Origin of the sequence: Flavobacterium endoglycinae (genome assembly GCF_017352115.1) — a bacterium.
GTDB lineage: Bacteria > Bacteroidota > Bacteroidia > Flavobacteriales > Flavobacteriaceae > Flavobacterium > Flavobacterium endoglycinae.
On record NZ_CP071448.1, the window covers coordinates 1,679,439 to 1,692,523 of the forward strand.

16 protein-coding genes are annotated in these 13,085 nt (G+C 33.5%); 2 read left to right on the plus strand and 14 right to left on the minus strand.

All coding sequences use genetic code 11. The annotated features are described in order from the left end of the window. Positions 1–3 precede the first annotated feature (3 nt). Positions 4–1,248 (minus strand): ABC transporter permease, encoded by a 1,245-nt coding sequence (locus J0383_RS07245; RefSeq protein ID WP_207297750.1) that lies wholly within the window; start codon positions 1,246–1,248, stop codon positions 4–6. Beyond that, positions 1,241–1,942, minus strand: a complete 702-nt coding sequence (locus J0383_RS07250; RefSeq protein ID WP_207297751.1) for an ABC transporter ATP-binding protein — start codon at positions 1,940–1,942, stop codon at positions 1,241–1,243. Before J0383_RS07250 ends, J0383_RS07245 begins: the two co-directional genes overlap by 8 nt. Before the next feature lie 177 nt (positions 1,943–2,119). Between J0383_RS07250 and J0383_RS07255 the strand changes: the two genes are divergently transcribed. Together J0383_RS07255 and J0383_RS07260 are read left to right on the plus strand one after the other, a co-directional pair. Next, the gene (locus tag J0383_RS07255) at positions 2,120–3,526 is read left to right on the plus strand and encodes a DUF4403 family protein (protein ID WP_207297752.1); all 1,407 of its coding nucleotides are present in this window, start codon (positions 2,120–2,122) and stop codon (positions 3,524–3,526) included. Positions 3,527–3,561: 35 nt separating this feature from the next. Further along, complete coding sequence (locus tag J0383_RS07260; protein WP_207297753.1) at positions 3,562–3,960, plus strand: DUF7336 domain-containing protein; 399 nt, start codon at positions 3,562–3,564, stop codon at positions 3,958–3,960. Here the strand turns inward: J0383_RS07260 and J0383_RS07265 are convergent, their stop codons facing one another. The 12 genes from J0383_RS07265 to gcvH form a co-directional block, all read right to left on the minus strand. Then, positions 3,961–4,224 carry a hypothetical protein gene (locus tag J0383_RS07265; protein WP_207297754.1) on the minus strand — a complete coding sequence of 88 codons (264 nt, stop codon included), beginning with the start codon at positions 4,222–4,224 and terminating at the stop codon, positions 3,961–3,963. Then, positions 4,214–4,798: a DUF420 domain-containing protein gene (locus tag J0383_RS07270; protein ID WP_207297755.1), complete on the minus strand. Its 585-nt coding sequence runs from the start codon at positions 4,796–4,798 to the stop codon at positions 4,214–4,216. The genes J0383_RS07265 and J0383_RS07270 overlap by 11 nt, the downstream gene beginning before the upstream one ends. Before the next feature lie 2 nt (positions 4,799–4,800). Further along, positions 4,801–5,490, minus strand: coding sequence for an SCO family protein (locus tag J0383_RS07275; RefSeq protein ID WP_207297756.1), 690 nt, complete (start codon positions 5,488–5,490; stop codon positions 4,801–4,803). Between the two features lie 11 nt (positions 5,491–5,501). Continuing rightward, positions 5,502–6,143, minus strand: a complete 642-nt coding sequence (locus J0383_RS07280) for a hypothetical protein (RefSeq protein WP_207297757.1) — start codon at positions 6,141–6,143, stop codon at positions 5,502–5,504. Between the two features lie 77 nt (positions 6,144–6,220). Then, a complete protein-coding gene (locus tag J0383_RS07285; protein ID WP_207297758.1) occupies positions 6,221–6,571 on the minus strand; it encodes a cytochrome C oxidase subunit IV family protein in 351 nt (116 codons plus the stop codon). Between the two features lie 19 nt (positions 6,572–6,590). Continuing rightward, on the minus strand, positions 6,591–7,577 hold the full coding sequence (locus J0383_RS07290; RefSeq protein WP_207297759.1) for a cytochrome c oxidase subunit 3: 987 nt from the start codon (positions 7,575–7,577) through the stop codon (positions 6,591–6,593). Positions 7,578–7,619: 42 nt separating this feature from the next. Continuing rightward, positions 7,620–8,207, minus strand: a complete 588-nt coding sequence (locus tag J0383_RS07295; protein WP_207297760.1) for a cytochrome c oxidase subunit 3 — start codon at positions 8,205–8,207, stop codon at positions 7,620–7,622. Positions 8,208–8,209: 2 nt separating this feature from the next. After that, positions 8,210–9,112 (minus strand): heme o synthase, encoded by a 903-nt coding sequence (gene cyoE / locus J0383_RS07300; protein ID WP_207297761.1) that lies wholly within the window; start codon positions 9,110–9,112, stop codon positions 8,210–8,212. 157 nt (positions 9,113–9,269) lie between these two features. Beyond that, the gene (locus J0383_RS07305) at positions 9,270–11,381 is read right to left on the minus strand and encodes an energy transducer TonB (RefSeq protein WP_207297762.1); all 2,112 of its coding nucleotides are present in this window, start codon (positions 11,379–11,381) and stop codon (positions 9,270–9,272) included. Between the two features lie 18 nt (positions 11,382–11,399). Further along, entirely contained in the window at positions 11,400–12,143 is a 744-nt protein-coding gene (deoC, locus tag J0383_RS07310) for a deoxyribose-phosphate aldolase (RefSeq protein ID WP_207297763.1), read from the minus strand. A gap of 113 nt (positions 12,144–12,256) precedes the next feature. Then, the gene (locus J0383_RS07315) at positions 12,257–12,640 is read right to left on the minus strand and encodes a VanZ family protein (RefSeq protein WP_207297764.1); all 384 of its coding nucleotides are present in this window, start codon (positions 12,638–12,640) and stop codon (positions 12,257–12,259) included. Then, complete coding sequence (gene gcvH / locus J0383_RS07320; RefSeq protein ID WP_207297765.1) at positions 12,633–13,013, minus strand: glycine cleavage system protein GcvH; 381 nt, start codon at positions 13,011–13,013, stop codon at positions 12,633–12,635. The genes J0383_RS07315 and gcvH overlap by 8 nt, the downstream gene beginning before the upstream one ends. Between the last annotated feature and the right edge of the window lie 72 nt (positions 13,014–13,085).

Genomic DNA, 13,085 nt, shown 5'->3' on the forward strand with positions numbered 1-13,085 from the left:
AATTTATTCGTCTCTAAGTGCTACAATAGGTTTAATTTTGGCTGCTCTGTAGGCAGGGAAAAATCCGGCTGCGGCTCCAGCAAACACTAACAAAAAGAGTGTTGTTAAAGCCACACTGAAATCAACTTCTGGATTTCTAAAATATTCACTCTGAACCATCGGTCCCACAAATTCCAAAAGCATTAAACTAGCTAAAAGACCTGTAAATCCAGCAATTGTCGTAATAAAAATAGATTCGTGAAGTATCATTGAAATAATCGAAAACGGAGAAGCTCCCAATGCTTTTCTAATTCCGATTTCTTTTGTTCTTTCTTTTACAATAATCAACATAATGTTACTCACTCCAACCACTCCGGCAATGATGGTACAAATACCCACCCACCAGAAAAACAATCGGATATACAAGTTCAAATCATAAAACTGCTTAGCGTCTTTAACCGAATTATAAACTCCTACGCCACTGTCATCATCAGGCGCCACAACGTTTTTACTTTTTAATAAGTCTTTTAAATCTTGTGTAAATTTTTCCGACTGAGCCAGCGCTTCATCGTAATTATCGGTCTTTTTTAGTGTGAAAAACAAATTGCTGATTTTGTCTCCGCCTCCAAAAGTTTTCTGTACAGTTGTTAAAGGTAAATAAGCACGCGTTTCTTCTCTTTCTCCACCTGGATCAGTAAAAACTCCAATTACTTTGAAACTAATATTGTTAATTAAGATTTCTTCTCCTATCGCTTCTTTATCTTTCAGTAAGTCGGTTTTTAATTTCATTCCGATAACAGCCACTTTAGCATTGCTTTCCAAATCTTTGGCATTCACGAAACGTCCCTGAACTATAGTTAAGTTTTCTATTCCTCCATAATCAGGATCAACTCCTCTATATTGGTAACTTCCTGATTCTTTTCCATACGAAAAAGGTTGTCCCCAATAGTTTTGAGTAGAAGCTCTTAAATCTAATTTGTCTTCAAATTTTTGAACCGACTGTGAATAATCACTGTTTCGAAACTGGATTTGTCTTCCCGGATTCAATCCTTTGTACTGTTTGGTGGTGGTACCTGACCACACTTCGATGATTCCGGCTGCGTCACGTTCAAATTGTTTTTCAATTCCGTTCTGAAGTCCTTTTCCAGCTCCTAACAAAATCACAAGAATAAAAATTCCGGATGCCACAGAAACTCCTGTTAGAAAAGTTCTAAGCCGATTCTTTGAAATTGCTTCAAAGATTTCCTGCCAGCGTTCTATATTAAACATAAGATGAAGCTCTAACTTGTTCAACCATTTTATCGTCAATAATTAATCCGTCTTTCAGGACTACATTTCTCTTGCACATTGCAGCAATATCAGGTTCGTGTGTTACAATTAAAATGGTTTTGCCTTCATCGTTAATTCCCTGAATAAGTTCCATAACCTCATATGAAGTTTTAGTATCTAAAGCTCCTGTTGGTTCATCGGCCAATAAAACTTTTGGATTAGAAGCCAGAGCTCTTGCAATGGCCACACGTTGTTTTTGTCCTCCCGAAAGTTCATTTGGTAAATGATGCGAATGCGAACCTAAACCTACTTTCTCCAGATATTTTTTGGCAATTTCATATCGCTCTTTTCGTTTCACACCTTGATAGTACAAAGGCATTGCCACATTGTCGAGCGCGCTTTTATAATTGATAAGATTGAACGACTGAAAAACGAAACCTAAAAATTTATTTCGGTATTTTGAAGCCAGCGTTTCGTTTAATTTTTTAATTGGAGTTTTGTCTAAAATATAACTGCCAGAATCGGCTTCATCCAGAATTCCTAAAATATTAAGAAGAGTTGATTTTCCAGATCCAGATGATCCCATGATCGCTACTAATTCTCCTTCAGCTATATTAAAATTTATTCCTTTTAACACATGCAGCTGTGAACTTCCCATTTTATAGGATTTGTGTAAATCTTTGATTTCGATCATGGTATTATTAAATTATTTGGACAATAATAATGCTTTTTATAAGTAATTTATGATAATAAAACGTTAATAGTTTTGCTTTACTATTTAAATAAGACGGAGTTTGTTATCAAATGTTACACTTTTTCAGAATAAATTAATAGTTTTCTTAATTTTGCTTCACTTAAAAAATCATCAATTATGAAGTTCTCTTCAACAATCTCTTTGTTTGCGGTAATCGCAACATTTTTAAGCTGTTCTTCTACTCAAAAAATAGACACACTTAAACCTGAACCAGATGATGCAAGTCCGTTGGTTTATGATGCAAATCCTTCTTTTATAAATCTTCCAATAACTGTAAAACTGAGCGATATTGAATCGCAGACAAATACTTTGCTAAATGGATTGATTTATGAAGACAACAATATCGAAGATGATGATATTGAGATGAAAATCTGGAAACAGGCTCCCATAAAGATTCAGAACGATCCGGCAAATCCTGATAAGAGAATTAAGACCATTCTTCCTTTAAAGGCTACTATTAAATATAGAATTGGTACTAAAAAATTAGGAGTTGAACTTTACGATACGAGAGAATTCAACCTTAATGGTGTGATTACTTTATCGAGTGAAACGGCACTGACAAATTGGAAATTAAGCACAAAAACGGAATTCAAATCTTTAGACTGGAACGAAAGTCCAACGATGACCATTTTTGGAAAAAATATGCCGATTACGTATTTGATTAATCCTGCGATTTCAATTTTCAAATCTAAACTAGAGCACAAAATTGACGAAGCAATTGAAAAATCAATGGATTTTAAGCCGAATGTTTTAAGTGCTTTGGAAAAAATCTGCACTCCTTTTCAAATGAGCGACACGTATGAAAGCTGGTTAAGAATTGTTCCAGTTGAAATTTATTCGACAAATGCCAAATTGAAAAATGATTCTTTTTTAATGGAAATGGGTATGAAGTGCAACATGGAAACCATAGTTGGAAAACAGCCTGAATCGAAATTTAATGCCAGTAAAATTACTTTAAAACCAGTGACCAAAATTCCGAATCAGATTTCTGCCAATATTGCAGCGATATCAAGTTATGTGGATGCTTCTAAAATTATGACGAAGAATTTTGCCGGCCAAGAATTTGGATCAGGAAGTAAAAAAGTAACCGTAAAGAATGTTTCAATCTGGCATAAAGACGGCAAAATGGTTATCGCGCTTGATGTGTTAGGCTCAATAAACGGAACGCTTTATTTAAATGGATTTCCGCAATACAATCCACAAACAAAAGAAATTTATTTTGACAAACTGGATTACGTATTAGATACCAAAAGTAAGTTGATGCGTACCGCAAACTGGCTGGCGCAAGGATATGTTTTAAGAAAGATGGAAGAAAGCTGCCGTTATTCTATACAGCCTAATCTGGAAGAAGGCAAAAAAAGCATGGCCACGTATTTAAAAAATTATTCACCAATGCCAGGTGTTTTTGTAAACGGGAAAATGGAGGATATTCAGTTCGACAAAATACAATTAACCAATCAGGCTATTATTGCATTTATAAAAATCAACGGGACTGTAAATGTTTCTGTAAATGGGTTAAAATAAGTATTTAAATGATTCGTTTAAAATAAAAAACAAAAATGGAAAATGTATTTATTTTAGAACATACTTATGAACTTGACGATATAGAAGAAACTAAATTTATTGGAGTTTATACCTCAGAAATTCTTGCAAAAGAAGCCATTGAAAGATTAAAATCGAAGCCTGGTTTTTGCAGTAGACCAGAAAATTTTGTCATTTCTAAACAGCAATTAAATCAAGATTCTTGGACAGAAGGTTTTTCTACAATGACTATAATCATGATATCCAATAAGAACAAACAATGGCAACCAGTCCAAGCCGAAATATTAGATAATGAAAATTATAAAATATTTGAATTGTACGACAACGATTCTTTGGATGAATTCAAGCATTTAGACATTGTAAAGTGTGAAGAAAGAGATGGAATACTATATGCAGTACAAAAAAAGGCAGAATAATTATTCTGCCTTTTTTGTTTTAGAACGGTACATCTTATAAATAAGAAAACCTATTATGGCTACTAGTAAATACGGAATCACCATTAGAAAAACAATTCCGTCGTTTACAGCTTCAGCTTTTTTTACGTTTGAATCTCCTGCAAGTGCAGCACGGCACATAGCACATTGTGCATTGGAAGAAATCCCTATTAGGAAAAGACAAATCCCAAAAAATATATTTTGAAATTTCGAATTTGAGTCTTTGATTTTATTTTTAGTAAACATAATAAGGCGAAATCATTAAATAAACTATAACTCCTGTAACCGCTACATACAACCAAAGCGGAAAAGTTATTTTAGCAATTTTTCTATGTTTGTCAAAACGTTGAGCGAGCGCTCTAACATATGTAACCAATACAAATGGTATAATAACAATTGATAAGATAATATGCGTAATTAAAATGAAAGCATAAACATATCTAATAGCTCCTACTTTTGCTTTTTCAACTGCATCTAAAATTCCGTCATGATTAACATCACCAAATTTAGTTGAGTCAGCTGTCATATGATAAGCAACATACATACCCAAAAATGCTAATGACAAAGCTATTGCAAAAGTCATTAAACGTTCGTGCAATTTTAATTTTCCATTTTTAACAGCTATTACTGCTGCGATCAAAACGATCGCAGTAATACCATTTGTAGCAGAATAAATTGGAGGTAAAAATGAAAGCGGCTCTACGTGTATTCCAAAGTCTTTTAATTTTACCGCAAACAAAATCCCCACAAGTAACGGTACTATAATCGAAACGGCTATAATATATTTATTGTATTTTTTTTCTAATGATTGATCTTCCATTTTTATTCTTCTAATAGTATTTTAATATCTTCCTGAATCTCTCTAACGCCTTTTTTATCTAAACCGTCGTAATAAATATTTGGGTTTCCAAATTCATCTTTTCGACAGCGTATATTTCCGTCTTTATCAATTAAAGCAAATAATCCCGAATGTTCAAAACCTCCGCTTACTTTTGAATTTTCTCCAGCATACAAGTTAAATCCTTTGTTTGACAAATCCATAATAGTTTGTCGGTCTCCAGTTAAGAAATTCCAGTTTGATGATTTTACACCTAACAATTTAGCGTGATCTTTTAAAACCTGTGGAGTATCATGAACTGGATCGATTGTGATAGAAACAATTCCGAAATTAGGATTTCCGAAGAATGTTTTTTCAATTTCCAGCATACTCAAATTCATCTTTGGACAGATTGAGGGACAGGTTGTAAAGAAAAATTCCAAAACATATACTTTTCCTTTATACGTTTCATTTGAAATTTTAACGTTGTCTTGATTGGTTAATTCAAATTTTGGAGCTTTCCCAATCGTAATTAATTTAGTGTCCGATTTTGAGTTTTTAGAACCTACGTTATCTAAACGATTTCCTTTTACTACATCATCATTTTTGATTCTATCAACAATTTTTGGCACTGCATAAATTCCGAAAATCAAAATAATAAACGAAATCCCGATATAAGATTTATTTTTAAACATGTGAAGTAATTTTAAAGTTGTTTAGTAGCGTTGTGGTTCTTCTTTAAGGCAGCGCGGTATTCATACAAAACGATTTTGAAATCATCCAGCATTTCATTGCTCAATTCAGATGGATGGAAAGTATCGTATCCTTCTTTATAATCTTTCTCTTCATTTCTGCCTCTCAGATTTCTTTCTTTGTCAACAATAAAAACATTTGAAGTTCCCAAATTATCATTCAGCTTTCCTTTTAAATGCATCTGATTGTAAAATGCCTGAATTTGATCTGGTGATGCAAAAATAAAATTCCATCCAGAAACATCTGTAAAAGGTTTTAAGGCGTCTACTAATTTCTGTGCGTCAGCTTCTGTTCCTAACGGACAAACAACAACAAACTGAAGATCTTCAAATCCGTGGTAACGTTTGTATATTTTTTCATTAAGATTAAAGTAATTTCCTCTGTTCGCTAAAATATCTGAACCGGAAAAACCTAAAACTGTTATTTTATTATTGAGAGAAACTTTTTTACCATCTAAGGATTTCCAATCGCCAAAGTCGGCAATTTTAGGAGTAATTACGGGAAGTTTTGTAAAACTGTTTACACCCGAGGCAAAAAATAAATAGGCAACAATTGGCAAAACAAAAAGTGCAAAAAGAACTATATTTTTTTTCATTGTTTTAACGGAAGTTTGGAGGTACAAAAATAAAAAAAGCTCCGTTAACCGGAGCTTTTTTTCGAATTAATATCATGTTAAAAATTCCATTTAATAGTAGAATCTTTAAAAACCCCATAAATATAGTGTCCTTCTGTTAACAGGATGAACAATAAATATAATACTAGGAAAATAACTGGTGATACAACAGACCATCTAAGGCTGCTTTTTTCACCTTCCATGTGCATAAATGCCCATACAATATAATAAGCTTTGAATATTGTTAAAATATAAAATATCCAGTTTAATAAGTTTAAACCAACAAAATGATTAAACTCTAATACTCCCGGTTTATAGATACCTAAAATAACTTCTACTGTAGTTACTACCGATAGTAATCCAAAAACAAACCAGATTCTTTTTGTATTTGATGCGTGCTCGTGTGACATAATAATTAAATTCTAAAAATTAAACTAGGTAGAAAACTGTAAATACAAATACCCAAACTAAATCTACGAAGTGCCAGTATAAACCAACTTTCTCTACCATTTCGTAGCTTCTTCTTTTCTCGTAAGTTCCTAATAATACATTAAAGAAAATAATGATGTTAATGATAACTCCAGAGAATACGTGGAATCCGTGGAATCCTGTAATGAAAAAGAAGAAATCAGCGAATAATTTACTACCATATTCATTTCTGATTAGGTTCGCACCTTCTACTACATATTTTGCGTCTGCTAAACGAGCTTCAGATTCTTGTCTTGAAAGAACTGTTTTTTTCTTTTCAGCAGTAAGTTTTTCTGTTCTGATTAATAATTCAGGGTGTGCTTTAAAACCAGCTTGTACTTCTGCTACAGAATAAGTTGGTAATGATTGTGCATCTTCCATGAACCATGTTGTTTTGCTTCTTGTTAAAGCTTCTCTTTGTTCTGGCAATTTTACTGCAAATTCTTCAAGAGCTACTCTTTTACCATCTTTATCAACAAACTGCAATAAACTTCCTCCTGCTGTTTCTACTGCACCATATTCTCCTTTAATGAAGTTTTTCCATTCCCAAGCTTGAGAACCAACGAAAATTAAACCTCCAATAATAGTTAAGAACATGTAAACAGCCACTTTTGTTTTCTTTAATTGGTGACCTGCATCAACAGCTAAAACCATTGTTACAGATGAGAAAATCAAGATAAAAGTCATTAAGGCTACATAATACATTGGAGCCGCAACACCATGCATAAAAGGAAAGTGAGTAAACACTTCATCAGCCAATGGCCAAGTTTCAATAAATTTAAATCTAGAAAAACCATAAGCTCCTAAGAATCCAGAGAATGTTAAGGCATCTGATACGATAAAAAACCACATCATCATTTTACCATAACTTGATCCTAACGGCTGGATTTCATGACCGCCTCCCCAAGTTTTTTCGTCGTTGTTTGCAGTAGTAACTGTCGCTTCCATAAAAGATATTCGTTAAAAAGTTCCCAAATTTACGTTTTTTTCTTATTTAAAGAAATATAAAAACAAAAATAATAACACCCACAAAAGGTCTAAAAAGTGCCAATACATTGCACCTAGTTCTATTCCAAGAGTTTGAGTCGAATTGTATTTTTGTTTAAAATGATTATAAATTATAAATAAAAGTGAAATTAAGCCCCCTAAAAGGTGCAGTAAGTGCATAACCGCGATTACATACAGAAAAGTTGTAGTAATTGAACTACCTTGTCCTGTCATGTAATAACCGCTTTCGATGATTTGACCAAATCCTCTGAATTGTAAAAACACAAATAGAACACCTAACACTAATGTTGCTAAAAGAAAAGATGTTGTAGCGCTTCTGTTTCCGTTTGAAATTGCTTTTTTAGCAAGATAAAAAGTAACACTGCAACCAATAATTACTGCAGTACTAAAGAAAAAAGCACTTGGTATTTGAAAATCCTTCAACCAGTCTGCTCTTGATTTACTTACTACAAATGCGCTGGTAAGTCCAGCAAACATCATGGTCATACTTACCATTGCGAATAACAGAATCAGCTTGGCCGACTTTGATTTTCTTACTTGCTCTTCGCTTGTTGTTATTGTCATTTCCATAACTATCTTAAAAATTTATCTACTATAAATACAATCTGCAGTAAAGAAATATACGAAACACTAACTAACATTAATGTTCTAGCTGCTTTTGCAGTTCGTAATTGATACAAACGAACGGCATAAAACAACATCCATAATCCTAACAAAAATACTAAAACCGCAGCGATTGGCGATATAAACAATTGTCCTGTATACCCTAAAACCGGAAGCAATGATGCTATAATCAGCCAGATGGTGTACAAAATTACCTGTAATGCGGTGCCGTTATCTTTTTTACCTGTTGGCAGCATAAAGATTCCTGCTTTCTCATAATCTTCATATAAAAACCAGCCAATTGACCAGAAATGAGGAAACTGCCAGAAAAACTGAATTAAAAATAAGGTTCCTGCCTCGATACCAAATTCTCCTGTAGCCGCAACCCATCCTAACATAAATGGAATTGCACCTGGAAAAGCTCCCACAAAAACAGATAAGGAAGTAACTGTTTTTAGCGGTGTATAGATACTGGTGTAAAGAAAAATCGAAATTGCAGCAAACATTGCTGACTTTGCATTGATTGTATACAGCAATACTATACCTATTACAGTAAGAAGACTGGCAACAATAAGTGCTGTTATTTTAGACATACGCCCAGAAGCAACAGGACGATTTTTAGTGCGATCCATTAAAGAATCGATATCTTTTTCAATTACCTGATTAAAGGCATTTGAAGCACCAACCATACAGTAACCGCCAATTGCTAAAACAATCAGAACATTCCATTTAAATGGATTTTCGTCATTAACACCTAATAAATATCCGGCTATTGAAGAGAACAAAACACTAATAGCTAAACCAGCCTTAGTAATCTCTTTGAAATCCAGAAATATTGATTTTATTGAAAATGTATTTTTAGCAGCGTTCAATACCGTAGTCTTTGTGATTTTTTTTGAGTGCTGCAAATGTACAAATTAGATTGTAGAATTTAAGCCTATAAAATTAGATTTTTTTCAATAAACCCTTTATAGAATAAGAACTTGCCAATCTTTAACACTATTATTTTGAAAAATCTTATTAAAAATCCTAGTAATCAAAATACCAATTAAAGATATCAGAACGCAATCCGATAGTAAACCATGTGGTACTTTGTTTAAAAGTAGTGGCTGTTTCCTGAGTTGGATCAAAATTTCTATAGATAAAGCTTCCAAAAAGCTTCAAATTTGTAATTGGATTTATCAAATATCCTCCTTGAATATCCGCAATAAAAACACTTGTTTTATTTCCCTGCCCTACTTTTACGCCTTTATCATACGGGCGGTTATCGTCGTAGCTTTTATAAATATTCCCGCCATAATTATAACTGTCTTCTGCAGTATCAAAATCAAGACCGCGTGTTCCCGCAGTAAATTTAGCATCGGCAAAAAGACGTCCTTTATGGTAACGGCCAATAAGAATTAATTCATTAAAGTTTCCTCCCCACTGGTGCCCAATACTTTGGTTATTGTGCCCATAATTGGTAATAACAGCACTATGCGAATACACATAAGGACGAACGCGATTGTACTCTAACTGCAAAAGAAGATCCTTAACTTCAAATGCATTATAGTATTTCGCTCCTAATTGATATCCAAATTTATTTCTCCAGCTTTTCTCTCCTGCGCCCATGTCGCTTACTGAAAATTCATCCAATAAAAACTGTCCGTAGATATTAATACTGTTATTCCATTTGTATTTTGCTGTAGCTCCCAAAAGTGCGTTTCCACTTCTTGAAGATGATGAAAACTCTACAGAACGGTAAAATATAATTGGGTTTACAAAGTTGATATCAAATCCTCTATTATTGCTATCCGTCCAAACTACAGATTCAAAAAATCCTAAATTCAATCGGTTCGATACGTTCCAGCTCAAATAGTGATTCGCCATAAATTTAGTAGCGTACGTTCTGTCAACTGTTACATCAGGACGGACATCTTTCAGCCACATATAAGTATTGGTATACTTTATTTTCCAAAAATTCGTATTGATTTTAAAGTAAGGATATGGACTTGCCCCGTCACTTTCTAATAACGAACGATATCCATCACCAATAAAATTTCTGCCGTATCCTAACTGAAAATCAAATATTTTACTTGGAGCAAATGTAATATTGGCTTCTGCCAAAGGGAAATCGTACGCATCAGTATTAAATCGTTTTGCAATTCCCATTCCTGGAATAATCGCTGGATTTCCTCCTGAAGGCTTTAAGGTTTCTGCATATGTATTGTAATATCCCGCAAATCGTCCCTGACTTTCAAAAACAGTCGTTGTAAAGTTGATTTGTTTTCCTAATCCTCCTCTAAAATTAAGGGCACGTGTATTTACATAGGAATACGATGCGTCAAGATCCGAAGCTTTTCCTAATTGAAGATCGACAATTGGGTTTAATGCCAGCCAATAATCTTCACCTTGAATCTGCACCATATTTTCATTCCACCATTTTCTTCCCAACCAGCTCGAAACATTTTTCTGCAACGATTGGTTTACGGCTTTTAAATTGTAATATTTTGAAACCTCAGCATATGTATAAGGCTTAGAAGCTGTGTGGTTGTTACTTCCAATCTGGTTCATAGCTCCATCAAACTGTGCGTAGTAACTGTGTGAAAATGGAATATTTAAATGACTATCAAATTCTGGCATATTGTATTTTTTATACACAATACTGTCTAATTCTGTCATTGGTTTTTCTATCGGCTTTAAAATTTCGGCTGCAGCCAAAGCTTCTGCTTCAATTTGATCGGCAGTTTTTAAAGGTATATCAATTGTAATAGTATATTTTGAATACGTCGGCCTTCCGTTATAAGTCGATGGTTTTATTTTTGGGAATTTGCCAAAAGTACGTTTTGCTTCTTCTACCAATTCATCATTTACAGCATTTACATAAATCACTTTGAATTCACCATTGGCATCAACTTCAAAAAGCACTCTTACCTCGCCTTTGTAATTGTTTTGTTTAAGATTTGCTGGAACTTCAAAATTATTATACACAAAATCCTGAACTTCTCTGTAGAAACATTTTTCCAATTCTTTTGCCTGAAGATTTTCGCATTTTGGAAAAACCGGAAATTGTTCTGAAATAAAACCAGGTTTTACACTTGTTTCCTGGCTAAAAACAAGTAATGGTAAAATGATAACAAATGATAAAAAAAACTTATTCACGTAATTTAGGGCTTTTATTTAATATTGATTTGAGGTATTCTTTCCGTCTGCAATGGTTTTTGCTGCAGATGTTCCAATTCTTTTGACTCCTAAACGAATCATTTCTACGGCGTCTTCATATGAACGAACTCCTCCGGCTGCTTTTACAGGCAGCGGCGAAGCATTTTCTAACATCATAATTATAGATGGAATGGTGGCTCCGTTTGGCAGATTGTTTTCTGTTTTGTAGAAACCGGTAGAAGATTTCACAAAAACAGAAGCATAATCATCTTCTTTAAAATGAGAAATAATCACATTTTTAATCAATGCCGACAGTTGAATAATTTCTTTATCGGTCAAAGCGGCAACTTCGATTATCCATTTAACGGTTTTATTTTTTGCCAGTCCAATCTGAGTTCCTATTAAAACTTCTTCTTTTACCAACGAAATATCTCCGTTTTTAAAAGCTTCATAATTACATACGAAATCAAGATCGTCTGCTCCGTTTTCAATAGCTTCGTTGGCTTCTTTTATTTTAGTTTCCAAACTTGAAGTCCCCTGCGGAAAATCGATAACGGTGCCAACCAGCAAAGTTGAATCTGCTTTCAAAATCATTTCTTTGGCTAAAGCCACATATTCTGGGCGAATCATGATAAGCTTAAATTGTTCTTTGATCGCTTCAGCAATTGCATTTTTAACCACAACGGTATTTTCTTCTTCAGAAATTCCAGCCTGAGAAGCCGTTTTTAAATATGTGGAATCTAAGTATTGCTTGATATTCATGATTTTGAAATTGAATCGAATGGGGCAAAAATACGTTTAAATTCAGAAAAAAACCTATTGTATTTCCTGATTTTTAGGCAATAAAAAACCCACCGAAGTGGGTTATTGTATTCTTATATTTTATTAATCTGCTTTTTAAAGGCTATCGCCAGAAAAACTGCTGAAACTGCTCCTAATGCATTTGCCAAAACATCACTTACATCTGATGCTCTGGTAACGGTTAAAACTCCCTGTAGAATTTCGATTGTTATTCCGAAAAAAACAGAAAATATAAACGAAACCAAATACGCTTTATAATCTTCAGATTCTACTCCTTTAAGCTCTTTTTTAAAGAATAATATCCAAGAAATTGTAAACCCGAAATGGAAACAAAAATGTACAATTTTGTCTACGCTCGGAAAATTAACTTTTGGAATATTACTTGAATCCGTCAAACAAAGGTAAGCGATAATTCCAGAACAGATTACTGCCCAGATTAACAATAGTTGTTTAGGCACCGATAAGTTCTTTGTAAGCTTCGTCAGACAATAAAGTATCGATTTCTTCTGGATTTGAGATTTTAACTTTAATCATCCATCCCTCTCCATAAGGATCAGAGTTTACGGTTTCAGGAGCACTTTCTAAATCTTCATTAAAAGCAATAATTTCTCCAGTTAAAGGCAAGAACAAATCTGAAACTGTTTTTACTGCTTCAACTGTTCCAAAAACCTCATCTTTATCAAGTGTCTGATCTAAAGTTTCTACTTCAACATACACGATATCTCCTAACTCTTTTTGTGCAAAATGAGTGATTCCTACTGTTGCAACATCTCCTTCAATGCTAACCCATTCGTGATCTTTTGTGTACTTTAAATTTGCTGGTATGCTCATAATTGTGTGTTTGAAAAATTGATATTTTGATAATTTAGTGACAAATGTAACAATCTTCTAATAAAATTTCGT